Source organism: Sinorhizobium sp. P24N7 (genome assembly GCF_042436655.1).
Taxonomy (GTDB): domain Bacteria; phylum Pseudomonadota; class Alphaproteobacteria; order Rhizobiales; family Rhizobiaceae; genus Sinorhizobium; species Sinorhizobium meliloti_A.
On sequence record NZ_JBHMIW010000007.1, the window covers coordinates 172,613 to 195,580 of the forward strand.

At 62.6% G+C, this 22,968-nt stretch carries 20 protein-coding genes; 12 read left to right on the forward strand and 8 right to left on the reverse strand.

Going from position 1 to position 22,968, the window contains the following annotated elements; translation table 11 throughout:
• Window positions 1–7: 7 nt before the first annotated feature.
• Window positions 8–1,831 carry a tetratricopeptide repeat protein gene (locus ACFHWW_RS14225; protein ID WP_379938813.1) on the reverse strand — a complete coding sequence of 608 codons (1,824 nt, stop codon included), beginning with the start codon at window positions 1,829–1,831 and terminating at the stop codon, window positions 8–10.
• A gap of 262 nt (window positions 1,832–2,093) precedes the next feature.
• The gene (locus tag ACFHWW_RS14230; protein ID WP_010968861.1) at window positions 2,094–3,110 is read right to left on the reverse strand and encodes a polyprenyl synthetase family protein; all 1,017 of its coding nucleotides are present in this window, start codon (window positions 3,108–3,110) and stop codon (window positions 2,094–2,096) included.
• A gap of 107 nt (window positions 3,111–3,217) precedes the next feature.
• Here ACFHWW_RS14230 and ACFHWW_RS14235 point away from each other — a divergent pair, with 107 nt between their 5' ends.
• The 5 genes from ACFHWW_RS14235 to ACFHWW_RS14255 all read left to right on the forward strand — a co-directional run bounded on the left by ACFHWW_RS14235 (window position 3,218) and on the right by ACFHWW_RS14255 (window position 6,648).
• Window positions 3,218–3,439, forward strand: a complete 222-nt coding sequence (locus tag ACFHWW_RS14235; protein WP_100669239.1) for a DUF2007 domain-containing protein — start codon at window positions 3,218–3,220, stop codon at window positions 3,437–3,439.
• A gap of 34 nt (window positions 3,440–3,473) precedes the next feature.
• The gene (locus ACFHWW_RS14240; protein ID WP_324763026.1) at window positions 3,474–4,244 is read left to right on the forward strand and encodes a tRNA1(Val) (adenine(37)-N6)-methyltransferase; all 771 of its coding nucleotides are present in this window, start codon (window positions 3,474–3,476) and stop codon (window positions 4,242–4,244) included.
• Window positions 4,245–4,382: 138 nt separating this feature from the next.
• Window positions 4,383–5,249, forward strand: a complete 867-nt coding sequence (locus tag ACFHWW_RS14245; protein ID WP_102761391.1) for a S49 family peptidase — start codon at window positions 4,383–4,385, stop codon at window positions 5,247–5,249.
• 145 nt (window positions 5,250–5,394) lie between these two features.
• Entirely contained in the window at window positions 5,395–5,586 is a 192-nt protein-coding gene (locus ACFHWW_RS14250; RefSeq protein WP_003533286.1) for a hypothetical protein, read from the forward strand.
• 99 nt (window positions 5,587–5,685) lie between these two features.
• Complete coding sequence (locus ACFHWW_RS14255; RefSeq protein ID WP_379938817.1) at window positions 5,686–6,648, forward strand: glycine--tRNA ligase subunit alpha; 963 nt, start codon at window positions 5,686–5,688, stop codon at window positions 6,646–6,648.
• Here the strand turns inward: ACFHWW_RS14255 and ACFHWW_RS14260 are convergent, their stop codons facing one another.
• Window positions 6,649–6,894 (reverse strand): hypothetical protein, encoded by a 246-nt coding sequence (locus tag ACFHWW_RS14260; RefSeq protein WP_345774906.1) that lies wholly within the window; start codon window positions 6,892–6,894, stop codon window positions 6,649–6,651.
• A gap of 239 nt (window positions 6,895–7,133) precedes the next feature.
• Between ACFHWW_RS14260 and ACFHWW_RS14265 the strand changes: the two genes are divergently transcribed.
• The 4 genes from ACFHWW_RS14265 to ACFHWW_RS14280 all read left to right on the forward strand — a co-directional run bounded on the left by ACFHWW_RS14265 (window position 7,134) and on the right by ACFHWW_RS14280 (window position 12,566).
• Window positions 7,134–7,682 carry a LemA family protein gene (locus ACFHWW_RS14265; RefSeq protein ID WP_018094398.1) on the forward strand — a complete coding sequence of 183 codons (549 nt, stop codon included), beginning with the start codon at window positions 7,134–7,136 and terminating at the stop codon, window positions 7,680–7,682.
• A gap of 117 nt (window positions 7,683–7,799) precedes the next feature.
• On the forward strand, window positions 7,800–9,734 hold the full coding sequence (locus ACFHWW_RS14270) for a DUF2207 domain-containing protein (RefSeq protein ID WP_379938819.1): 1,935 nt from the start codon (window positions 7,800–7,802) through the stop codon (window positions 9,732–9,734).
• Window positions 9,735–9,825: 91 nt separating this feature from the next.
• On the forward strand, window positions 9,826–11,991 hold the full coding sequence (gene glyS / locus ACFHWW_RS14275) for a glycine--tRNA ligase subunit beta (protein ID WP_379938821.1): 2,166 nt from the start codon (window positions 9,826–9,828) through the stop codon (window positions 11,989–11,991).
• Window positions 11,992–12,050: 59 nt separating this feature from the next.
• A complete protein-coding gene (locus tag ACFHWW_RS14280; protein ID WP_379938823.1) occupies window positions 12,051–12,566 on the forward strand; it encodes a DUF523 domain-containing protein in 516 nt (171 codons plus the stop codon).
• 110 nt (window positions 12,567–12,676) lie between these two features.
• Here the strand turns inward: ACFHWW_RS14280 and ACFHWW_RS14285 are convergent, their stop codons facing one another.
• The 5 genes from ACFHWW_RS14285 to ACFHWW_RS14305 all read right to left on the reverse strand — a co-directional run bounded on the left by ACFHWW_RS14285 (window position 12,677) and on the right by ACFHWW_RS14305 (window position 19,385).
• Window positions 12,677–13,159, reverse strand: a complete 483-nt coding sequence (locus tag ACFHWW_RS14285) for a plant virulence effector HPE1-like domain-containing protein (protein WP_379938825.1) — start codon at window positions 13,157–13,159, stop codon at window positions 12,677–12,679.
• A gap of 116 nt (window positions 13,160–13,275) precedes the next feature.
• Window positions 13,276–14,547, reverse strand: a complete 1,272-nt coding sequence (purD, locus tag ACFHWW_RS14290) for a phosphoribosylamine--glycine ligase (protein WP_379938827.1) — start codon at window positions 14,545–14,547, stop codon at window positions 13,276–13,278.
• Between the two features lie 126 nt (window positions 14,548–14,673).
• Window positions 14,674–17,046 carry a putative bifunctional diguanylate cyclase/phosphodiesterase gene (locus tag ACFHWW_RS14295; RefSeq protein WP_379938829.1) on the reverse strand — a complete coding sequence of 791 codons (2,373 nt, stop codon included), beginning with the start codon at window positions 17,044–17,046 and terminating at the stop codon, window positions 14,674–14,676.
• Window positions 17,043–18,083, reverse strand: coding sequence for a spermidine/putrescine ABC transporter substrate-binding protein (locus tag ACFHWW_RS14300; RefSeq protein WP_275596656.1), 1,041 nt, complete (start codon window positions 18,081–18,083; stop codon window positions 17,043–17,045). The genes ACFHWW_RS14295 and ACFHWW_RS14300 overlap by 4 nt, the downstream gene beginning before the upstream one ends.
• Window positions 18,084–18,188: 105 nt before the next feature.
• Window positions 18,189–19,385, reverse strand: a complete 1,197-nt coding sequence (locus ACFHWW_RS14305) for an MFS transporter (protein ID WP_018094406.1) — start codon at window positions 19,383–19,385, stop codon at window positions 18,189–18,191.
• A 114-nt stretch (window positions 19,386–19,499) separates the two neighbouring features.
• On the opposite strand from ACFHWW_RS14305, the gene ACFHWW_RS14310 reads away from it, so the two are divergent.
• The 3 genes from ACFHWW_RS14310 to ubiA all read left to right on the forward strand — a co-directional run bounded on the left by ACFHWW_RS14310 (window position 19,500) and on the right by ubiA (window position 22,954).
• Complete coding sequence (locus tag ACFHWW_RS14310; protein ID WP_018094407.1) at window positions 19,500–20,315, forward strand: helix-turn-helix domain-containing protein; 816 nt, start codon at window positions 19,500–19,502, stop codon at window positions 20,313–20,315.
• 800 nt (window positions 20,316–21,115) lie between these two features.
• A complete protein-coding gene (locus tag ACFHWW_RS14315; protein ID WP_379938832.1) occupies window positions 21,116–21,922 on the forward strand; it encodes a MipA/OmpV family protein in 807 nt (268 codons plus the stop codon).
• A 72-nt stretch (window positions 21,923–21,994) separates the two neighbouring features.
• Complete coding sequence (ubiA, locus tag ACFHWW_RS14320) at window positions 21,995–22,954, forward strand: 4-hydroxybenzoate octaprenyltransferase (RefSeq protein WP_379938834.1); 960 nt, start codon at window positions 21,995–21,997, stop codon at window positions 22,952–22,954.
• Window positions 22,955–22,968 lie beyond the last annotated feature (14 nt).

Genomic DNA, 22,968 nt, shown 5'->3' on the forward strand with positions numbered 1-22,968 from the left:
GTTACGGTCAGGACTTCTTGTCCGGCGCTGTCTCGGTCTTTTTCGGCAGTATTTCCTTGGCATCCGCCGCGGCCGGGACCGGTTCCTTAAGCGGCGGCAGACCGTTTTCGATCTTCGCCTTGATCTTCGGAATTTCCGCTTCCTCGGGCTTCAGTTCCAGCGCCTGATTCCACTGGAACACGGCTTCGAGCTTCCGGCCGACGCGCCAGTAGGCATCGCCGAGGTGGTCGTTGATCGTCGCGTCGCCGGCCATCAGTTCGGCAGCGCGCTCGAGCTCGGTCACAGCCTCGTCGAACCGGTTCATGCGGAAATAGGCCCAGCCGAGCGAGTCGACGATATAGCCGTCGTCGGGCTTGAGCTCGACCGCCTTGCGGATCATCTCAAGCCCGTCCTCGAGGTTGATGTTCATGTCGACCCAGGAATAGCCGAGATAGTTCAGAACCTGCGGCTGATCCGGGTTGAGCTCCAGTGCCTTGCGAAAGTTCGGCTCCGCCTTTTCCCAGAGCTTCTGGCGTTCGTAGGCAATGCCGCGCTGGAAGAAGACGGTCCAGTCGCTCCGCTTCGGCACGGGGCCGATCGCGGCGACCGCACGGTCGTAAAGCTCGCCCATCTCCTTGTAGTCCTTGGCGTCGGAAAGCACGCTGCCATAGGCGAGATAGTTGCGGATGTTCTTGGGATCGACGTCGATCAGCCCTTTGAGATGCTTTTTCGCCTCGTCTACCTTGCCGATGCCGGCGAGGCTGAGGCCAAGCTGAAGTTCGGAAAGGCGGCGCATCGGCGAGCTCTCCGGCACGCTCTTGTAAAGCGCTATCGCCTCTTCCGGCTTTTTGAGGTTTTCGGCGATCCCGCCGAGCATCACGAGAATATCGGCGCTTTCCGGGTCGAGCCGTCGCGCCGTCTGAAGGTAGAGCGAAACGATGTCTTCCGCGCCTTCGCGGTTGAGCGCGCCACCGATCGAAAAGAGAACGGCGGCCGCACCCTGCACGGCGTTGCGTACCTGCTGCTCCTGCGGCTTCCCTTCCTCGACACTCTTCCTCAGCGCCTCGAGCGGAGTGTAGTTGTTGACGAGGCTTTCGCCGACGGCGATCGTATCCAACGCCTTCTGCTTGTTGCCTTCGCGCGCTTCGAATCGCGCCAGCGCCTCGACGGCCCGCATGAAAGTGTCCGGCGCGGCGCCGCCGCCTTCTCGGTCAAGAATGGCGTCGTTGAGCCGGGCGCGCGCCGTCGTCTTGTCGCCGGCCGCAAGCGCAATCGCCCCCGCATGATAGTTCCTGAAGATCCGGAACCATTCCGGGCCATCCAAATTCTTGATCTGCGCCAGCGCTTCCTTCGGTCGGCCCTGGCCGAACTTGGCCCAGGCGGAAAGCAGCGAACTCATCAGCCGGTCGAGGTCGTTCGGACCGTCGTAGTTCAAGAGCTTTTGCGCGTTGCGGTATTCTCGCTTGCGGATAGCTTCGATCGCGCGGACCACCGTGGTGATCCTTTCGACGGCGGAATCCGATTTCAGCTCTTCGGCGATCTTGGCGCCTTCATCGAACTTGCCGCTCATCAGCAGCGTGATCATCAGCCGCTGCTTGACATCGTTATTGCCGGGCTCGAACCTGAGTGCGGTACGATAGAGTTCGGTTGCCGCCGCAAAGTCGCGATCGACGTCTGCCGTGCGCGCCGCAAGGAATGCGCCGGCAAAGGTGTTGACGCTCCTGATATCGAAAGGCTCGGCGTCTTCGACCGGCGCCTTCTCCTCGGCAAAGGCCTGCTGGTTGCCGGTCACCGTTGCAAGAACCAGCATTGCCGCGCCGCTGAGAAGGCGAAGGAATGTATTCTGCCGCATATCAAACCTTTCATTGCCGGTGGTACGATTCGAGACGCCACCGCTGGTTGGCCCGGAGCCGATTGGAAATCGGGCGCAAGTCTTCAAGAATAGAATGGCTTTTTTGGCGCAACGCGGCAAGAAAATCCTCCGGAGAAGTCTTCGTCCGCCGCTGCTGCGGCGCCGGGTCCCGTGCCGGAAGCGTAAGCCTCGCGGCAACACTTTGAATTGCTGCATGTTTCTGCCCTTGGATCGGCCGCGATGCAAGGAAACATGAAGTGGCTCAGCTTACCCGATCGATGCAGAAATCGATCACCTCGACGAGCGCCGATTTCCATGGGGAAGCCGGCAGCGGCGCGAGCGCGTCGCGGGCGATCGTACCGTAGTGTTTGGCACGGGCGATCGTATCCGTAAGGCCGCCGTAGCGACGGATGAGACCCAGCGCCTTTTCGAGATTTGCCGCGTCGCTTGCGCCGCCCTCGATCGCCTCGCGCCAGAACGCCCGGTCTTGCGGCGTGCCGCGGCGATAGGAGAGAATGACCGGCAGCGTGATCTTGCCTTCGCGAAAATCGTCTCCGACATTCTTGCCGAGATCGCTCGACGTTCCGCCATAGTCGAGAACGTCGTCGACCAGCTGGAAGGCAAGGCCGAGATTGGTGCCGTAGGATTTCAGCGCGTTGCGGTCGGCTTTGCTTCCGCCTGCGACGATCGGCCCGACCTCGGAGGCGGCGGCGAAGAGGGCCGCTGTCTTGGCGCGGATGACCTGCAGATAGTCGTCCTCGGTCGTCTCCATGTTCTTGGCGACCGAAAGCTGCAGGACCTCGCCCTCCGCGATCACCGATGCGGCGGTCGAAAGGACGTCGAGCGCATCGATCGAGCCGACGTCGACCATCATGCGGAAAGCCTGCCCGAGCAGGAAATCGCCGACGAGCACGCTTGCCTGGTTGCCCCAGATCGTCCGCGCCGTCGATTTGCCGCGCCTCAGATCGCTCTCGTCGACCACGTCGTCGTGCAAAAGGGTCGCCGTGTGCATGAACTCGACGCTGGTCGCGAGCTTGATGTGACCATCGCCCTCGTAGCCGAACATCGAAGCGGCTGCGAGCGTCAGCATCGGCCGGAGCCGTTTGCCGCCCGAGGAAATCAGGTGGTTGGCGACTTCCGGGATCATCTGGACGTCGGAACCCGCCTTGGAAAGAATGAGCTGGTTGACCCGCTCCATGTCGGACAGCGTCAGGTCGACAAGCGGCTTCACAGATGCCTGTTTGTTTTTATTGTCTTCCAGCGGTATCACTACGCCCAACGCCCGGACTCCTGTTTCGTTGCGGGTTCGACAATAGAAAGAGGGGCTTCGGGCGGCAAGAGGCGAATTGTCCCGCCCGCAGCTTTAAGACAGGAAAATAGAGCCGGATGAAAGAGCTGATCCGCACCAATGATGCCGTCCTTCTTTCCTTTGCGGAAAGCCTGATGAAGGATGCCGGGATCGGATGCTTCATCGCCGATCAGGACATGAGCATACTCGAAGGATCGCTCGGCCTCCTGCCGCGGCGCTTCCTGGTCGCCGAGGACGATGCCAACCGGGCGCGGCGCATTCTGATCGATGCGGGCCTCGAACGGGAATTGCGGCAATGATCGGCTGCGGCCCTTCCGCGAGGCGGAAAGCGGCATGACGGGAATTCCGGAGACGGTGGATGCTTTCCACCGCGGCAGGTTCCACCTGATCCAGCCTCTGGGTCAGGGGCATCGTTCGGGAATGGATGCGATGCTGGTCGCATCCCTCGTTTCCTGCCGCAGCGCGTGCCGCGTCGCCGATCTCGGCGCCGGCGCCGGTGCGGCCGGCCTGGCCGTCGCGTCGCGGATCGAGGAGGCCGAAGTGCTGCTGGTCGAGCGTTCGCCGGTCATGGCGGATTTTGCGCGCCGCAGCCTCGCATTGCCTGAGAACGCGCATCTTGCCGGCCGTGTCTCGGTGCTCGAAGCCGATGTCGCGCTGAGCGGCAAGGCGCGCGCGGCCGCGGGTCTTCCGGACGACACATTCGACCACGTGATCATGAACCCACCCTTCAACGACGCCGCGGATCGCAGGACGCCCGACCGGCTGAAGGCGGAGGCCCATGCAATGAGCGGCGACCTGTTCGAAGCGTGGATCAAAACGGCCGGAGCAATCATGAAGCCGGGCGGGCAGCTTTCCCTGATCGCCCGGCCCGAATCGATCGCCGGGATCATCGAAGCCTGCGGCCGCCGCTTCGGCGGCATAGAGATCACCCCGCTTCTGCCGCGGGCAGGCGAAAATGCCGTGCGCATCCTCGTATCCGCGATCAAGCAGAGCCGCAAGCGGCTGGCGCTGCGCGCGCCGCTCGTGATGCACGGGGAGGGACACCGCTTCTCGCCCGAGGTCGACGATCTCAACAATGGCCGCGCGGCCTATCATCGCCGATGATTAACCGTAAGCAGGGCATTGCGTTTGCGACGCCAATGCATACATGCACGACGACGATTTGGATTGCTGCATGTCTTTGTTCTTAAATCGGCTAGGATTTAAGAAGATATGCAGAGATTGCAGCGGGCAGGAGTTGAAATGGCCGGATTCTTCAGAAAGCTGATGCCGAAGCGCTTCCGCAGGGATGGTGTGACGATTCCGGCGATCAGGCTGCATGGCGCAATCATGGCCGGCGGCAGCCCGCTCCGCCCGGCTCTCAATCTTGCGACGGTTGCGCCGCTGCTCGAAAAGGCCTTCTCCGTCAAAGAGGCCCCGGCCGTTGCCATCTCCATCAACTCTCCGGGCGGTTCGCCGGTGCAGTCCCGTCTTATCTATCAGCGCATCCGCGATCTCGCGCAGGAGAAGAGGAAGCGCGTGCTGATCTTCGTCGAGGACGTGGCGGCGTCCGGTGGTTACATGATCGCACTGGCCGGCGATGAGATCATCGCGGATCCGACCTCGATCGTCGGCTCGATCGGCGTCGTTTCGGGCGGCTTCGGCTTCCCCGATCTCCTGAAGAAGATCGGCGTCGAGAGACGGGTCTACACGGCGGGCGAAAACAAGGTGGTTCTCGATCCTTTCCAGCCGGAGAAGGAGCGTGACATCGAATTTCTCAAAGGCCTGCAGCTCGAGATCCACGACATCTTCATCCAGATGGTCAAGAGCAGGCGCGGTTCGCTCCTGGCCGACCATCCCGATCTTTTCTCGGGGCTGTTCTGGACGGGGCAACGTGGCCAGGAACTCGGCCTGGTCGACGCTCTCGGCGACATGCGGGGCGAGGTGAAGAAGCGCTATGGAGAAAAAGCGCGGCTGGAGCTGATCCAGCCGGCCCGAAGCCTCTTCGGGCGACGTCAGCCCGGGGCAGCCGTAGCCGGAGCAATCGCGGGGCCGCTCGTCGCAACGGCGGCTGCAGGTCTTGTCGACGCCGTCGAGGAACGGGCGCTCTGGGCGCGTTTCGGTCTTTGAACCGGCCCTGTTCCTTGCGTGAGCGTGTGTTTTTGAAGAACGGTCTCGCGGCATCTGGCCAGCACCGCAAGAGCGCGCTAACACTGCGATTTGCTGCATCCCCTCGCGCCGTCGTTCCATTGGAGGGAAATGCAGAGGAGGAACCATGCCGCAGATCATCCTGCTTCTGATTATCGCCGTCATCGCCTGGATCGGCTATCGCAAGTTCATCGCAGACGCCGAGAAGCTGACGCGTCAGCGTGAGCGCCTGCGCAGGCAGCGCGAGACTGGCGCAAACGGCACGCTCGTCAAGGACGCCGAGACCGGCGAGTACCGCCTGAAGCGCGACGACGAGTGAGGCTGCCTGACCGAATACCGGCGGGTGAAGGCGCTTGACCCTCGCCCTGCGGCATGGCACCTGTCCCCGCAAATCTTGACGAATTCGGACCCGGATCCCATGACGATTGCACCCCTCCCGGACCACATGAACCCGAAGCGCTCCTTTCAGGCTCTGATCCTGACGCTGCACAACTATTGGGCCGACAAGGGTTGCGCCGTGCTTCAGCCCTACGACATGGAGGTCGGCGCAGGCACGTTCCATCCGGCGACGACCCTCAGGGCGCTCGGGCCGAAGCCATGGCGCGCGGCCTATGTGCAGCCGTCGAGGCGCCCGACCGACGGTCGCTACGGCGAAAATCCCAACCGGCTGCAGCACTATTACCAGTATCAGGTGATCTTGAAGCCCAACCCTTCCAATCTGCAGGAGCTTTATCTCGGCTCGCTCGAGGCGATCGGCCTCGATCCGCTGCTGCACGATATCCGTTTCGTCGAGGATGACTGGGAGAGCCCGACGCTCGGCGCCTGGGGCCTCGGCTGGGAATGCTGGTGCGATGGCATGGAAGTGTCGCAGTTCACCTATTTCCAGCAGGTTTGCGGCATCGAATGCTGTCCGGTTTCCGGCGAACTGACCTACGGCCTCGAGCGCCTGGCGATGTATGTCCAGGGCGTCGACAATGTCTACGACCTCAACTTCAACGGCCGCGAGGGCGCCGAGAAGATCAGCTATGGCGATGTCTTTCTGCAGGCGGAGCAGGAATATTCGCGGCACAATTTCGAATACGCCAACACGGCGATGCTGCATCAGCATTTCATCGATGCGGAAAAGGAATGCCTGGCGTTGCTGGCCGCCGGTGCGCCTGATGACTCCAGCAACAACCGCCTGCACAAATGCGTCTTCCCCGCCTATGACCAGTGCATCAAGGCGAGCCACGTCTTCAATCTTCTGGATGCCCGGGGCGTGATTTCGGTGACCGAGCGCCAGAGCTACATCCTGCGCGTGCGTACGCTCGCGAAAGCCTGCGGCGAAGCCTTCCTGCTGACTGAGGCCGGCGGCGCCAACTGGAACAGGGAAGCGGCCTGATCAGGAGGTCGCAGAGGTCCTCCGGCCGCATGGCGGAGCAAGCGGGTCCGATCGCTGCGAGCAGATGTGCTCGCTCCCGTCGAGCCGCCACTTCGGCGCCGGCGCTCTGACGCTCGACAACTCGCCGGCATAGATTTGCAGCGCGCGGCGCACACCGCTCGGCCTTTCGATCGGGCCCGCGCTTGCATGGGTCGCGAAAAGGGCGGCAAAGGCGATCACGTTGATGAAGCTCACGGGGGTGTTCATGGCGGCACTAAGCGTTGAGGTTGTTCGATGGATGGACTATCGAGCATCCGCCGACGCGTTGCCGTTACCGGTGGAACAGCCTGAGGCTGCAGACGTCGGCACCACCCGTTCGGCAGGGGCTGGGGGCGGTCTTGTGATCGGCCGCTGTAGAACTTTGAAGTGCTGACAGGTTTGTTCTTGAATCGAATAGAATTTAAGAAAACATGCAGTAGGATCGCCGTGATCCAAAGGAGGGTTTGATGATCGGGCTGGCAATTGGCGTCGCCGTTATTCTTTATCTCGTCTTCGTCTATAACGGCCTCGTCAAGGCGCGGCAGATGGCCGAGGAGGCCTGGTCCGGCATCGACGTGCAGTTGAAGCGGCGCGCCGATCTCATCCCGAATCTGATCGAGACGGTGAAGGGTTACGCCGCTCACGAGAAGTCGACGCTCGAGGAGGTCGTTACGCTGCGCAACCGGGCTCAGGCGGTGCCGGAAGGCGATGTCGCGGCGCGGGCCGCGGCCGAAGGCGCGCTTTCGCAGGCGCTTGGCCGCGTCTTCGCGCTCGCCGAATCCTATCCGGACCTGAAGGCCAACGAGAATTTCGCAGAACTCCAGCGTTCGTTGGAAACGATCGAGGGCGAGATCCAAATGTCCCGGCGCTACTACAACGGCGCAGCGCGCGATCTCAACGTCAAGGTCGAGAGCTTCCCATCGAACCTGATCGCCAACGCCTTCCGCTTCGTCAAGGCCAGCTATTTCGAGATCACCAACGAGGCGGACCGCGCGGTTCCGTCGGTCAAGTTCTAGATCAATTTCACTGAATCAATAAAACGATCTATCGGTTCGAAACCGCGCACTTCCGGACGGAAAACCGTTAAATACTTTTCTGGAAGTGCTCCGGTGGGCCTGAAAAAGGGAATCCCGATGAGGCGGCTTTTCGCGGCGCTTGCGCTCGTCACCTTCGTTCTTGCATCGCCGCTCGTCGCGGCGGCGGAAGAGTTCATCTCCGCCTACCATTCGGTCATAGAGGTCGCGAAAGACGGCACGCTCACGGTCACCGAGACGATCACGGCAAATGTCGAAGGCAACCGTATCCGGCGCGGCATCTACCGCGACTTTCCGCTGACCTTCGTCGACGAGCGCGGTGGCCGCAGCAAGGTCGACTTCAACCTTCTGTCCGTCGAGCGGGACGGCGACGAAGAGGAATACCGCACGGAATCGATCAGCGGCGGCATCCGCATCTACACGGGAAGCGCCGACGTGCTCCTGCCGCATGGCGAACACACCTTTCAGATCACCTACGAGACGAGCCGGCAGATCCGCTTCTTCGACGACCACGACGAGCTCTATTGGAACGTGACCGGAACCGAATGGGCATTCCCGATCGAGGAGGCGACCGCCACCGTCACCTTGCCGAAGGGCGTGAAGGCGGAGGCGCTCGACGTCTTTACCGGCGGCTACGGCGCGACCGAAAAGGATGCGCGCGCGGTGGAGGAGGGCGACGAGATCTTCTTCGCGACCACGCGCCGACTGCGCCCGCAGGAGGGATTGACCGTCGCGATCAAGCTGCCCAAGGGCAGCATCGAACGGCCGACCGCCTCCCAGGAAAATATCTGGTGGCTGCGCGATCACATGACTCTGGTCATCGCCGGGTCCGGCCTCCTCCTCGTCCTGCTCTATTACGGGCGCGCCTGGGTGCGTGTCGGCCGCGACCCGGCCCGCGGCGTCATGGTCCCGCGCTGGGACCCTCCGCACGGCGTCTCGCCCGCGCTCGTCAACTATATCGATAACAAGGGTTTTTCCGGCGAAGGATGGACAGCGCTTTCCGCGGCGGCGCTCAACCTTGCGGTCAAGGGGCATGTCATCCTCGAAGACCTGAAGAAGGCGGTCGTCATCACCGCCACGGGCAAGAACGGCGAGAAGTTGCCGACCGGCGAAGCGGCCTTGATGAAAGCGGTGGACGCGGCCGGCGGCAAGCTCACCATCGACAGGGCGAACGGCAAGAAGATTGAGGCGGCGGGCTCCGGCTTCCGCAGCGCGATGGAGCGCGAGCATCGCGGCAAGTATTACCGCGCCAATACCGGATACGTGGTTGGCGGCATCGTGCTTTCCGTCGTCACTCTCGCGGCGCTGTTCGTCTTCGGCGACCTGAGCGAGGACAGCGTTCCTTTCGTCATCGTCCCGGTCTTCCTCGCCGTCTTCATTTCCGCCTTCGCCGTTTCGGTCGGTAAATCGCTCCGGCGCGGCTCGAGCCTCGCACGCCGCATTCTGTCGATCGTCGTGCTTGCCTTCATCGGCTTCGTGCTGTTCACGGTTTTCTCGAGCATTCTCGCCGCGCTCGTCTTTTCGGCCAGCGATCCGGGCGACCTGCCGCTGTTCTTCGCGATCGGTGGCATCGTCCTCGTCAACGGGCTTTTCTATTACCTCATGGGCGCGCCGACGCCGCTCGGCACGCGCATGATGGATGGCATCGACGGACTCAGGCAATATCTTACGCTCGCCGAGAAAGACCGCCTGAACATGCAGGGCGCGCCGGAAATGTCGCCGCGGCATTTCGAGACCCTGCTCCCCTATGCCGTCGCACTCGGTGTGGAAAAGCCCTGGAGCGAGACCTTCGAGCGTTGGCTGCTTGCGGCTTCGGCGGGCGCGGCGGCAGCCGCCTATCAGCCGAGCTGGTATCACGGCGACAGCTTCGGGCCCGGATCCTTCACCGACACGATCGGCGGTTTCGCCGGTTCGATGGCGGATACGATGACGTCTTCCTTGCCGCCGCCTGCGAAGAGTTCGTCCTCGGGCTTTTCTTCCGGCGGCGGGTTTTCCGGCGGTGGCGGTGGCGGCGGTGGCGGTGGCGGCTGGTGACAGCGGATTTCCTCGCCGGCCGTGATGACATTTTCGCCAGAGCTTGCTAAGTCCGCCGCAACCTTCCGGAACAGAACGAAGTCTCGAATCCATGCCCGATCTCCTTATTGAATTGCGATCCGAAGAAATCCCCGCCCGCATGCAGCGCAAGGCGGCCGGCGATCTGAAGAAGCTCGTGACGGACGCTCTGGTTGAGGCGGGGCTCACCTATGAAGGCGCGCGCGAATACTGGACGCCCAGGCGGCTGGCGCTCGACATCCGCGGCCTGACCGCGCGCTCCGCCGACCTGCGCGAGGAGCGCAAGGGCCCGCGCATCGACGCGAACGAGAAGGCGATCGAAGGCTTTCTCCGCGCCGCGGGCCTCTCCTCCATCAGCGAGGCTCATGTCCATAACGACCCGAAGAAGGGCGATTTCTATGTGGCGCACATCGTAAAGCCCGGCCGGGAGGCGGAAGAGATCATCGCCGATGTGATGCCGGCGATCATCCGCGACTTTCCCTGGCCGAAATCCATGCGCTCCGGTGCCGCTTCGGCCAAACCGGGCAGTCTTCGCTGGGTCCGGCCGCTGCAGTCGATCGTCTGCACGTTCGGCGCGGAACACGACGAGACGAAGGTGATCCCCTTCGAAATCGATGGCATCGTCGCCTCGAACGTCACCTACGGCCACCGGTTCCACGCGCCGGAGGCGATCACGGTCCGCCGCTTCGCCGACTACGCCGAGAAGCTTGAAAAGGCGAAGGTCGTGATCGATGCGGAGCGCCGCAAGGAGATCATCTCGGCCGACGCCCACAACATCGCTTTCGCCAACGGCCTCGAGCTCGTTGAAGACGAAGGCCTCCTGGAGGAAGTCGCCGGTCTCGTCGAATGGCCGAGGGTGCTGATGGGCAGCTTCGAGGAAAGCTATCTCGAAATCCCGTCCGAAATCATCCGACTGACGATCAAGACCAACCAGAAATGCTTCGTCACGCGCAAGCCCGGCGCCGAAACGCTGTCCAACCGGTTCATTCTCGTTTCGAACATCGAGGCGAAGGACGGCGGCAAGGAGATCGCCCACGGCAACGGCAAGGTCGTGCGTGCGCGGCTCTCCGACGCGGCGCATTTCTGGAAGCGCGACCAGGGCGATTTGCCGGATCTCGAAACGCTGGCGGCGTCTGCCGAGAAGTTCGGCCTCGATCTGAAAAAGCCTCTCGACCAGCGCATGGCGAAGCTCGACGCGCTGAACGTGACTTTCCATGCCAAGCTCGGCACGCAGGGCGATCGTGTCGTCCGAATCCGCTCGCTCGCCGCAGCGCTCGCCAAGCTCACCGGTGCCGATCCCGCCTCCGTCGATCGCGCAGTCGTGCTCGCCAAGGCGGACCTTCGCACCGAGGCAGTCGGCGAATTCCCGGAGCTGCAGGGCATCATGGGCCACAAATATGCCGTTCTGCAGGGTGAAAGCGCGGCCGTCGCCAATGCGATCGAGGATCACTACAAGCCGCAGGGACCATCCGACCGTGTGCCGACCGATCCCGTCTCGGTAACGGTGGCGCTTGCCGACAAGCTCGATACCCTCGTCGGCTTCTGGGCAATCGACGAAAAGCCGACCGGTTCCAAGGACCCCTATGCGCTGCGCCGTGCGGCACTCGGCGTGATCCGGCTCATTCTGGAGGGAAGTGCGCGGCTGCCGCTTCTGCCTTGTTTCGATGTGGCGCTCGCCGCCCTGAAGGCACAGCGTCCGGATATCGCAGCCGAGATTTCCGCCGATCTGCTCGCCTTCTTCCATGATCGCCTGAAGGTTTACCTGCGCGATCTCGGCGCGCGATACGATCTGATCGATGCGGTGCTCGCGTCGGATGCGGACGATCTGTTGATGATCGCCCGCCGCGTCGAGGCGCTGACCGCCTTCATCACGGCTGAGGAGGGCAGGAACCTGCTCACCGGCACGAAACGTGCGACGCAGATTCTCGCTGCCGAAGAGAAGAAGGGTACGGAAGTCGCCGAGAGCGTCGACGAAGCATTGTTCCGGCTCGATGCCGAGCGGACGCTGCACGCTTCGATCAAGGTCGCGTCGGACGATGCGCGCGACGCGATCGTCAAGGAGGATTTCCGCTCGGCCATGGAGGCGCTCTCGAAACTGCGCGAGCCGGTCGACGATTTCTTCAACGATGTTCTCGTCAATGACGAGGACAAGGCGATCCGTGCCAACCGCCTCGCGCTGCTGGGCCTCATCCGCTCGGCGACGGGTGAGGTGGCGGACTTCTCGAAGATATCGGGGTAACTCGAAGCGCTCTGCACCGCACAGGTTGCCGCGTTGACGACCGACCGATATGAAAGCCCATGACCGCCAGGATTCTCGTCAGTGCCTGCCTCATGGGACATGCCGTTCGTTACGACGGCGCATCGAAGCCGCTCATTCACCCGGCGATCGATCGCTGGAGGAAGGAAGGGCGGCTCGTCACCATCTGTCCGGAAATGTCGGCCGGCATGCCGGTGCCGCGTCCGCCGGCCGAGATCGAAGGCGGCAGGACGGGCGCCGACGTGCTCGCCGGCAGGACGCGCGTCCTCGAAAAGACGGGCGGCGATGTGACGTCGGAGTTTCGTCGCGCAGCGGAGAATGCGCTTGCGCTGGCACGCGAGACGAATTGCCGGTTTGCCCTGCTGATCGACGGCAGTCCATCCTGCGGCTCCCGCTTCATCCATGACGGCCGGTTCAGCGGCGAGCGTATTGCGGGTGAGGGCGTGACGGCCGCGCTGCTGCGGGCCAACGGCATCGAAATCTATTCCGATCGTGAGATAGAGACCTTGGTCGAAAGGGTCGGCGATGCCGGCAACGAAGTTGGGGTATCGCTCTAAAGATTACGCCCCTGCTTCTCTCAGGGGCGCAACCTCTCGCTTTTGCAGCGAATTTGCCCGTCAGCCTTGAACGTCGACTGACTGGGGCAGGGAACGTTAATAATATGGTATCAATCTAGGCGAAGATCGAAAATAGCCGGATCAATTTTCCGTGAACCGCCGCTGGCCATGGAGGCAGCAACCGCGGCGGTTTTTGCGGTATGGTCGATGGAGATTTCCGCAATCCCGGTGCGGAGGGTGCTTGCCGGGACGTCGGCCACTGCCGGTTCGCCGGTCTGCATTCCCGCGGCCCGGATCGTGACATCCGATGCATCGTTGACGAAAATGACCGGCGAGCCGCCCAGCCACGCCTCCGTGCGCACCGACTTCACCTCTCCATGGATTTCCTTGAGCTCCACGCGATCCGTGCCCGGCGCAAGATCCGGGACGACGTAGGAAGGCTTCCTCTTTGGCTGCAAGGGCGGGCAGGCCGCGCAGGAAACCGTCGCGACGCTCGAATTGACAGCCTCGCCGGAGGTGATGTTGTCGATCGAAGAGGCTGCCGCGGGACCGGCGGTATAGATGAGAGCGGCTGTGATCAGCAGGGAACGCATTGATCTCTCCTCGATTGGTCAAGGTGAGAATAGCGGTCTCCCCTTACCTTCCGGTCAGGAGAAATCATAAAATTTGAACGATACGGCCTTTCCTGCAGCGCCGCTCGCTGAAGCCGTCAGGCAGTCTCGCGCGCGATTGCCCGCCAGCCGATGTCGCTGCGATAGAAGCCGTTCTCCCAGCGAACGCCGCGAACCGCCGCATAGGCTGCGTCCTTCGCCTCACCGACGGTCTTTCCCGTGGCGGTGACGTTCAGCACCCGGCCGCCGGTTGCGACCAGCCCGCCTTCCTTCATTGAGGTTCCGGCATGAAATACCTTGGTCGCGGCGGACGCGTCGGGCAGGGCCTCGATCGGCGTATTTTTTTCGTAGGCGCCCGGATAGCCGCGCGAGGCCATCACCACGGTCAGAGCAACGTCGTCGCGCCACTCCGCTTTCGTCTCTTCGAGCGTTCCGGTGGCCGCCGCGTAGAGCAGCGGCAGGAGGTCGCTCTCGAGCCGCATCATCAGCACCTGGCATTCGGGATCGCCGAAGCGGACATTGTACTCGATGAGTTCCGGGCCCTTTTCCGTGATCATCAGGCCGGCAAAGAATACGCCGGCGAAGGGATGACCGCTTTCGGCCATGCCGCGGACGGTGGGCTCGATTATCTCTTTCATCGTCCGTTCCACCATCTCGGCGGTCATGACCGGCGCGGGCGAATAGGCGCCCATGCCGCCGGTGTTCGGCCCGGTGTCGCCGTCGCCGACACGCTTGTGATCCTGCGCGGAGGCGAGCGGCAGCACGTTCTTGCCGTCGCAAAGGCAGAAGAAGCTCGCTTCCTCGCCGTCGAGATAGGCCTCGACGACCACCTCGGCGCCGGCCGCGCCGAAGGCGCCCGCGAAGCATTCGTCGACTGCGGCAAGGGCCTCGTCGAGGCTCATCGCCACCGTCACGCCCTTGCCGGCGGCAAGCCCGTCGGCCTTGATGACAATCGGTGCGCCCTCTTGGCGGACATAGGCCTTGGCGGACGCGGCATCGGTAAAGCGTCTATAGGCCCCGGTCGGGATCCCGTATCTCGCGCAGAGGTCCTTGGTGAAACCCTTGGAGCCTTCAAGCTGGGCCGCTGCGGCCGAAGGGCCGAAGGTCGGAATATCGGCCGCGCGAAGCACGTCGCCAAGACCGGCGACCAGGGGCGCTTCGGGTCCGACGACCACGAAATCGATCGCATGGGTCCTGCAGAAATCGACGACGGCCTCGTGGTCTTCCGTGTCGAGGTCTGCGAGCGTGGCCTCCTCGGCGATGCCCGGATTACCGGGGGCGGCATAAAGCTTGGTCAGCCTCGGCGACTGCGCGATCTTCCATGCAAGCGCATGTTCGCGGCCGCCCGATCCGATCAGAAGAACCTTCATCGCCATCCTCGCCGTCAGGAATTGTTGCGCTGCGGTTAAGACGGCAGGCGGGACGAGGTCAAGGAAAAAGCGGCCCGCGCTGCAAATTTCCTGGTGCCAGCCAGCGTCCTTTTCTCGGGAGTGAAGTCAGCGCCGGCTTGCCGCCACCGGCCAGCCGTCGTCGTCAGCCGGCTTGTCTGCGGCGAGCGCGACCCGGGAGAGCGCCCAGATCGCCAGCTCGGTGAGCGGGAGCGGCTTGCTGATCAGATAGCCCTGAAAGCGGTCGCAGCCCGCCGCCGTCAGCATGGCGAGCTTTTCCGGCGTATCGACGCCTTCGCCGACCACGGTCATCTCCTTCGCGTGGCAGAGCGCGACCACCGCTTTGAGTACCGCCAGCGATCGCGAAGCGGCCAGGTTGGAGACGAGCGCCCGGTCGAGTTTGATCGTGTCGGCGGCATAATCGATGATCTGCTGAACCGATGTGTAGCCGGCGCCGAAGTCGTCTATCGAGAGCCGGAAGCCTTTGCTCCTGAGCTCTTCCATATTCAGGCGCAGTTGATCGCTGATCTGGACGGCGAATGTTTCGGTGAGCTCGATGTCGATCGATCGCGCCTCCAGGCCGTGGCGCGCGAGGCAGTCCGAAAAATGGTCGTTGATCGACTTAGAGTGCAGTTCGGCCGAGGAGATGTTGATCGCCAGAACCGTATCGGGGCCGAACAGCGCCTTCAACTGGTGGCAATCCGACATCGCCTTGTCGATGACCCACCAGTCGATCTTCGTGAACAGACCGGAGCTCTCGGCTATCGGAACGAATTCGTCGGGCGTCACATGCCCCAGGACCGGCGAGTGCCAGCGCAACAGAGCCTCGCAGCCGGTGACTTTTCCGCCGGCGTCGACGATCGGCATGTAGACCAGGTGAAACTGCTCGTCGGGATCGAGCGCGCGCAGCTCATCCTGGATCTGCCGCTGGCGGGTGCGCTTGTCGTTGAGCGCGCGGGAGAAGCGGGCGGACCGGTTCTTGCCGGCGCTCTTCGCCTGGTACATGGCGGCGTCGGCATTCGAGATCAGCTCCGCGACCGAGCTCGCATCATCAGGACATGCGGCAACGCCGATGCTTGCCGTGACCGGATAACGCTTGCCGGAAAGCTCGAACCCGTCCGAAAACAGGGCGAGGATCGCGCCGCAAACCTCCCGCACCGCGCCGTCGCCGAGCTGCGAACGCAACAGAACCGCGAACTCGTCGCCGGAGAGCCGCGCGAGGATGGCCGGCTCCTGTCCGCGCCTGCGCGTGATCGCTCCGACATCGCGTGCGATCCGGGCGGCTAGCGTTTTCAAGAGCTCGTCGCCGACATCGTGGCCGTGCTTGTCGTTGACGAACTTGAAGTTGTCGATGTCGATGAAAAGCAGGCTGCATTTCTCGCCGGATGCGACAGCCTCCTGGACGGCCTGCGCGGCGAGCATGTTGAAGCGTCCCCGGTTGCTGATGCCCGTCAACGTGTCGGTCCAGGAACTCCGCTGCACGAGCTGGAGCGACTGGACGGATTGTCGATGCATCTCCCGGATGTTTCGGGTCAGACGGCCGATTTCGCCGGCCTCGTCCACCTCGGCGATTTCCTCGCGCGCGCCGGCCATCACCGCCATGACATTGGTATCGAGCGTTGCGATCGGCCCCGTGATGAAGCGGCGGATGAGCACGATGATCAGCCAGATCGAAAAGAGGCTCATGGCCAATGCGCCGAGGGCGAGGAGCAGTTTCTGCCGCATCATCTGGGCTTCGAAATGCGCATCAGAAACCGTCAGCGTCGCATGCAAGGCGGGCCCGAGAGGAACGCTTGCCGACAGATCGTCGGTCACGGCAAGCGGCCACGGCTGGAGGACGATATCGGCGCCATATTCCCTTTTCAGCGGGGCCAGCAGCCTGAGAAAGCGGTCGGGCTGTACCGCAACCTGCATCAGCAGCGCATTTGCCCTGTTGCTGGGGGCCGGCCGGCCAAAGGTTACCGGATCGACGAACAGCGAATAGACGATCCGCGGCCGGTCGCCGGCGGAGTCGACATAGCTCCAGTCGCCGAGTTTCGATCCGTTGAGCAACTGGCGCGCGAGATCCAGCTGTGCCGGGTCGATTTCCGCAAAGGGATCCCAACTGTTCTCGAAGTAGTACTCCGTTTCCAGCTTGCTGTTGAGAACGGCCAGGGAGATAAAACCCGCAGGATCGTCGGACAGCGACGTCAGGCTCTCCTGCAGCCGCACACCGAGCGCATTGGCGCGGTATTTCTTGTCGGTTTCGGCCACGTATTGCCGCAGCGCGTTGCCGCTCAGAAGCGCGTTGAGGGCACCGCGGCTGCGCCGAACCTCGTTCTGGAAGACGGAGGCGGCGTGTTCGAGCCGTTGTGAGAGCTTGGCGTGCTCGAGTGCGCGGATGGAGCGGCTCTGGGCGACGTGTACGGAGAGAGCCGCGAGAAGATAACCTGCCAGCACGACCGGAAAGATGAGGATGAGCGCACGCTTGCCGAGGGTCACTGGAAGTTCGCCAACGTGTTGATGATTCGCCGGCGCGCTTCGATCGACCTGACGGACAATTCCTGGTGATGCTGGTTTTTCGCCATGATTTCGGACGGGGGGTAGATTTCCGGATCGGAGCGCATGGTCTCCGGAAGGAGCTTGAGAGCCGCGCTGCTTGCGGTCGGCATGTTGAGCGCGATCGCGTTGGCAGCGGCGGCCTCCGGCGATCCGATGAAGTTCAGGAATTCGAGAGCCCTTTGCTTGCGAGGGGATGCGGCCGTGACGGAAAAACAGTCGAGCCACGACAGCGTGCCCTCTTTCGGGACCGCGTAGCGCCATAGCCCCGCCTTGCCGGCTTTACTGTTGAGCACATGCTGATCGCCGCTATAGCCCAGCGCCAGATATATATTTCCGGCCAAGGCCGGATCCTGGATCGAGGTGACGACGTAGTCGTAGGTCAGCACGGACGGGGCCTGCGTCTTCAAGAGCGCGAATGCGGCCTTCAGCGTTGCCGTGTCGTCGGCGTTGACGGAGGCGCCGAGCAGCATCAGCGGGGGCACGAAAATCTCGCTGTGGTCGGCGAACATGGCGATGTGCTTCTCCAACGCCGGTGCCGGACGCATCATGTCACGCCAGGATGTCGGTGGCGGCGTGACCACATCGGAGCGATAGAGGATGCCGACCGTGCCCCAGAAGTAGGGAAGGCCGTAACCGGCGCAGGATTTGCGCCATTGCGGCGCATAGTCCGCGATCGCGGGCAGATTGGTCTCGGAGAGCGGCTCGATGATGCCCTTTCGTCCGAAAAGCGTCGCGCCGTTCTCATCGACGATGACCAGATCGATGTTACGGCCCGGATCGGCAAGAATCTCGTCGCGGGCATCGTCGCTGTCGAAATTGATCTGGCGGATGGAAACGCCCGTCTTTTCGGTCCAGCGGTCGATGAGACTCTCGGCGATATAGTCTTCCCAGATAAGCAGGTTGAGCGTTTCGGCGCGGCTCGCAGAAGCGCAAAGCAGTGTCGCCAGAAAGACGGAAATAGCCCTGCGTGCCTTCATGTTCTGCCCCTGCACACCCCCATCGCCGGACGCTATCCGGCAATGATTGAGGAATGCTTACGTCCGGAGCAAGATCGTGCGGGCGCGAGGCGCCCGCACGCCTGTTCATCGCGCCGGCAGCTTCGGCAGAAATACGGTGAGCAGCCCGAGGAGCGGCAGATAGGAGCAGATCTTATAGACGAACTCGATGCCCTGCCGATCGGCGAAGACGCCGAGGACCGCGGCGCCCATGCCGCCGGCGCCGAAGGCGAAACCGAAGAAAACGCCGGCGATGAGCCCCACCCGGCCGGGAACGAGTTCCTGCGCGAAGACGACGATCGCCGAGAAAGCGGACGAGAAGATGAGGCCGATGATGACGCTCAGCACGCCCGTCCAGAACAGGTTCGCATAAGGCAGCAGAAGGGTGAACGGAACGACGCCGAGGATCGAGAACCAGATGACGAAGCGCGCGCCGTATCGATCGCCGATCGGGCCGCCGAGGAAGGTTCCTGCGGCCGCCGAACCGAGGAAGAGGAACAGCATCAGCTGCGCCTGCTGTACGCTGGTGCCGAACCTTTCGATGACGAAGAAGGTGAAATAGCTCGAGATGCTGGTGAGATAGACGTTCTTCGTAGCCGTCAGCAGGACGAGGATCGCGATCGTCCACAGGACCCGCGCCTTCGGCAAGGGCAGCGCGCGGCTGGGGACGGGACGGCTCATGGTCGCGCGGCGGTGGCGGACGTACCACATGCTCACCCAGGAAAGCACGAAGAAACCAGTGATGGCGACGATGGAGAACCAGCCGAGGCTGCCCTGGCCGAAAGGGAGTACGATGAATGCGGCCAGCAGCGGGCCAAGCGCGCTTCCGGCATTGCCGCCGACCTGGAACAGCGACTGGGCCAGCCCGTGGCGGCCGCCCGACGCAAGCCGGGCCACGCGGGAGGATTCGGGGTGGAAGATCGCCGACCCGATGCCGATCAGGCTCGCTGCCAGGAGAAGCATCCAGAAGTGGTCGGCATTGGCGAGAAGCAGAAGGCCCATGCAGGTCGAGAGCATGGCGAACGGCAGCGAATAGGGTAGCGCCCAACGATCCGTCACGATGCCGATGGCCGGCTGCAGCATCGACGCCGTCACCTGAAACGTGAACGTCAGAAGGCCGATCTGGACGAAATCGAGCGCGTAGTTTTCCTTGAGCAAAGGATAGAGCGCCGTCAGCAGCGATTGCATGATGTCGTTCAGCATATGACAGAAGCTGACCGCCAGGATGACCGAAAATGCTGTCTTTTCCGGGCTGATGGTGCCCGCCGACGTGACCGTTGCCATGGAGAATGTTTCCTTAGGGGGCGGCTCGCCAACGGAGCCTTTTCGGCCATCTCTAGACGGGTTGTCGCTGGCCTGCTTTTGTGATTTGGTCGAGTTCTTTCGAGAGTGGGCCATATGGCGAAATCCGACCGACATCACCTGCCAAAGTTGCCGGACGCGGATCATTTCAGAAGCCTGGAATGGATCGAGAAGGCGAATGCGCCCGTTCTCGCGATCGGGAGGGACTACGCCTGCGGGCTCACCGTGCCCTCCCACAGCCACAGCCGGACTCAACTCTGGTGGGCGCGTTCGGGGGTGGTGCTCGTCTATACATCGGAGGGACGCTGGATGATTCCCCCGGGACACGCCCTGCTGGTTCCCGCGGGAATCGAGCATTCGGCCGAGATGGTCAGCGATGTGCGTATGCATTCCATCTACATCCCGCCGGAGGCAAGCGAAGCGCGCCGGCCCCTCGTCCTGGAGATGAGCGCGCTCGTCGGCAGCCTCATCGACGAACTCGTCGGCGCCGGGAACGAAGCATCGTCCGAACGGCGCGAAAGCCTGATCATGGAATTGCTGCTCACGGAAATACCGCGGCTCAACCAGCGACCTTTAGGCCTGCCTTTCCCGCGCGACCGCAAGCTTGCAGCCCTCTGCCGGCAATTTCTGGAGGCGCCGTCGGCATCCGCGAATATCGACGCGTGGGCGGCGCGCATGGGCATCAGCCGGCGTTCCTTCACGCGGCTTTTCCGGCAGGAGACGGGCGTGAGCTTCGTCACGTGGCGCCAGCATGCCTGCATCTTCGCCTCGCTGCCGCGCATTGCGGACGGCGAGCCGATCACCACGGTGGCGCTCGACGCCGGTTACGAGAACGTCGCAGCTTTCACGACCATGTTCCGCCGCATGCTGGGTGCGCCGCCGAGCGTCTATCTGCGTGACCAGCGGACCTGAACGGCGTCGGCAATTTTCGTTGAAATGCGCCAAGGCCTGTTGAAATTCGAGCCACCCGCGGCGGCCTGTTTGATTTCCTCATTCCCCGCGCCGCAGACGCGGCGCTGCTGGATCCCTGTGACGAGCACAGAGAGAGATGAGGGCGGAGAGGGTGCGGTCCCTCGGCGCGTTTCATCGCGTGACAGGCTGACCATCCCCTCGCATATTCGCAAGCGAATGTTGTGGTAGGCGCACATCCCCGGTCCTCATTCCTGTGCTTGTCACAGGAATCCAGCCAGCCCAAGTCCTTGGGCTGGAAAGGCTCTTCCCGCGCCGCGGACGCGGCGCTGCTGGATCCCTGTGACGAGCACAGGGATGAGGGGAGGAGAGGTTGCAGTCCTCCGATACGTTTCCTACAGCGCCGCGCGTCTTATGAGACGCGCAAAGGTCGCTGTAGCCCTTTGAGCTGCTGCTGTTTCTGTCCATTGACCGGCTACGATCAACATGCAGTGGCGCACGGTCGTTACGCGAGGAATTCAGCGCATCGCCATGCGTGCCGACAAAACCGACCAGAGCTTCAACGCCGTTATCCATCTCGCAGCAGCCGTCATGAACTCAAATTGAATCTCAACAGGCCCTAGTTCAATTTGCGACGTAGCCGCGGTTCGGTATGAATCCCGAAGCTGAACAGATCGGATTAACGGAATCTCATGGACTTGCCGAAGATAAGAAGGCGTTGTATGAATGGGTAGACACCCATTATACGTGCTTTGGGCACGTCCTGGGTTTGCCAGCCCAATAAATTATTCTTCGGAGTATAGATGAGAACTCATGTTGTTTTTCTTGCGTCTCAGGCTTTTCTTCTTGCAGCCGGAGTCGTTGCCGCCGAAGAACGCCGGTACCCCTGGTCTGGAGACTGGTATCTGAAGATAGGCGCCACTGGTTTTCTCGGTCCGGAGTATGAAGGCGGTTCGAAGCGCATGCTTCAGGCGGCGCCGCTCGTTTCGCTCGGCAAGGCTGGCAGCGCCGTGCGCTTTTCGTCGCGCAACGACAACATGTCCTACGCCCTGCTCGACCAGGGACATTTTCGCGCTGGCGCCGTCGGCAAATTGATTTTCGAGCGTGACGAGGACGATTCGAGCGATCTTAAAGGCCTCGACCATCCGAAATTCGGCGGCGAAATCGGCGGTTTCGCGGAAGTCTACCCCACGGACTGGATGCGCCTTCGCGCCGAGATACGTCAGGGTATCCGCAGCCATCACGGGGTCGTCGCCGACGTCGCGGCGGATGCCTTCGCCGATCGCGGCGAAACCGTCCGCATTTCCGCCGGACCGCGGTTGACGGCGGCATCAAGCGATTATTTCGACGCCTATTATGGCGTCAACGCAGCGGAATCCGCTGCTTCGGGACTCGGCACCTATGATCCGGGTGGCGGTATTCACTCCGCTGGGTTCGGGGCGGAGATCAACTGGATGGCGACCGAGAAGCTCGAAACGGGTGTCTATGCCGAATATCGGCGATTGATGGGCGCTGCCGCCGATTCAAGCCTCGTACGCGAGCGCGGCAGCCCCGACCAGTTCCTCGTCGGGGTGACCGCGACCTATCGCTTCGATTTCACGCTCCCCTGACGGGTCGGCCTGGATGCGGTGGGATGAAATGGAGCGCTTGACCGGCGGGTTTTGCGGGGCCAAACAGAGGCCATGAACAGTTCTTCCGTCGATTCCGGCCGCGTGCACGACGCGCCGTCCAACAATTGGGTCTATCGGGTTCTGCCGCGAGCGCTGTGGCCCTATGCGCAGCTCGCGCGTTGGGACCGGCCGATCGGCTGGCAATTGCTCTTGTGGCCGTGCCTGTGGTCGGCGGCCATGGCGTCCGGAACGGCGGCATCGCTCGGCAGCTTTTCGGCTGGGCGATTTCTCTTCCATGTCTTTCTGTTCGTTGTCGGAGCGATTGCCATGCGCGGCGCCGGCTGTACCTACAACGACATCGTCGATCACGACATCGACATGGAAGTGGCACGTACGCGCTCCCGACCGCTGCCTTCCGGCCGCGTCACCCGTTTTCAGGCGAAGGCATTCATGCTGTTGCAGGCCCTTGTGGGCCTCGTCGTGCTGCTGCAGTTCAATGGTTTCACGATTTTTCTCGGCTTCCTTTCGCTGGCGCTGGTCGCGATCTATCCTTTCGCCAAGCGCTTCACGGACTGGCCGCAGTTTTTCCTGGGGCTCGCCTTCTCCTGGGGCGCGATCATGGGCTGGACCGCTGAGTTCGGCAGCCTCTCCCTGGCCGCGATCATCCTCTACGTTGCCGCCATCGCCTGGACCATCGGTTATGATACGATCTATGCCTATCAGGACAGGGAGGATGACGAGCTGATCGGCGTTCGCTCGACCGCCCGCCGCTTCGGCGACAACCCGCGGCCCTGGCTTGTCGGGCTATACGGGATTGCGGTTTTCCTGATACTTTTCGCCTTCCTGTCCGCCGGCGCCGGATTTTTCGCCCATATCGGGCTTCTGGTGGCCGCGGTGATGCTCGCCTATCAGATTCTCGTATTGAACATTCACGATCCGCTACAATGTCTGGCGCTGTTCAAGTTCAACGGCGTCGTCGGCCTGATCATCTTTGCCGGACTTGTGCTCTCGCTTCTCGTGCGGCTCATTTGAACGCAGAAGCCGGC

What these genes read in the sequence shown, in the direction of transcription:
- ACFHWW_RS14280 (WP_379938823.1), top strand. Translation starts at nt 12,051, where the DNA reads ATGACCGCCAGGATTCTCGTCAGTGCCTGCCTCATGGGACATGCCGTT.
- ACFHWW_RS14270 (WP_379938819.1), top strand. Translation starts at nt 7,800, where the DNA reads ATGAGGCGGCTTTTCGCGGCGCTTGCGCTCGTCACCTTCGTTCTTGCA.
- ACFHWW_RS14315 (WP_379938832.1), top strand. Translation starts at nt 21,116, where the DNA reads ATGAGAACTCATGTTGTTTTTCTTGCGTCTCAGGCTTTTCTTCTTGCA.
- purD (WP_379938827.1), bottom strand. Translation starts at nt 14,547, where the DNA reads ATGAAGGTTCTTCTGATCGGATCGGGCGGCCGCGAACATGCGCTTGCA.
- ACFHWW_RS14255 (WP_379938817.1), top strand. Translation starts at nt 5,686, where the DNA reads ATGACGATTGCACCCCTCCCGGACCACATGAACCCGAAGCGCTCCTTT.
- ACFHWW_RS14285 (WP_379938825.1), bottom strand. Translation starts at nt 13,159, where the DNA reads ATGCGTTCCCTGCTGATCACAGCCGCTCTCATCTATACCGCCGGTCCC.
- ACFHWW_RS14250 (WP_003533286.1), top strand. Translation starts at nt 5,395, where the DNA reads ATGCCGCAGATCATCCTGCTTCTGATTATCGCCGTCATCGCCTGGATC.
- ACFHWW_RS14265 (WP_018094398.1), top strand. Translation starts at nt 7,134, where the DNA reads ATGATCGGGCTGGCAATTGGCGTCGCCGTTATTCTTTATCTCGTCTTC.
- ACFHWW_RS14235 (WP_100669239.1), top strand. Translation starts at nt 3,218, where the DNA reads ATGAAAGAGCTGATCCGCACCAATGATGCCGTCCTTCTTTCCTTTGCG.
- ACFHWW_RS14305 (WP_018094406.1), bottom strand. Translation starts at nt 19,385, where the DNA reads ATGGCAACGGTCACGTCGGCGGGCACCATCAGCCCGGAAAAGACAGCA.
- ACFHWW_RS14300 (WP_275596656.1), bottom strand. Translation starts at nt 18,083, where the DNA reads ATGAAGGCACGCAGGGCTATTTCCGTCTTTCTGGCGACACTGCTTTGC.
- ubiA (WP_379938834.1), top strand. Translation starts at nt 21,995, where the DNA reads ATGAACAGTTCTTCCGTCGATTCCGGCCGCGTGCACGACGCGCCGTCC.
- ACFHWW_RS14310 (WP_018094407.1), top strand. Translation starts at nt 19,500, where the DNA reads ATGGCGAAATCCGACCGACATCACCTGCCAAAGTTGCCGGACGCGGAT.
- ACFHWW_RS14260 (WP_345774906.1), bottom strand. Translation starts at nt 6,894, where the DNA reads ATGAACACCCCCGTGAGCTTCATCAACGTGATCGCCTTTGCCGCCCTT.
- ACFHWW_RS14245 (WP_102761391.1), top strand. Translation starts at nt 4,383, where the DNA reads ATGGCCGGATTCTTCAGAAAGCTGATGCCGAAGCGCTTCCGCAGGGAT.
- glyS (WP_379938821.1), top strand. Translation starts at nt 9,826, where the DNA reads ATGCCCGATCTCCTTATTGAATTGCGATCCGAAGAAATCCCCGCCCGC.
- ACFHWW_RS14240 (WP_324763026.1), top strand. Translation starts at nt 3,474, where the DNA reads ATGACGGGAATTCCGGAGACGGTGGATGCTTTCCACCGCGGCAGGTTC.
- ACFHWW_RS14225 (WP_379938813.1), bottom strand. Translation starts at nt 1,831, where the DNA reads ATGCGGCAGAATACATTCCTTCGCCTTCTCAGCGGCGCGGCAATGCTG.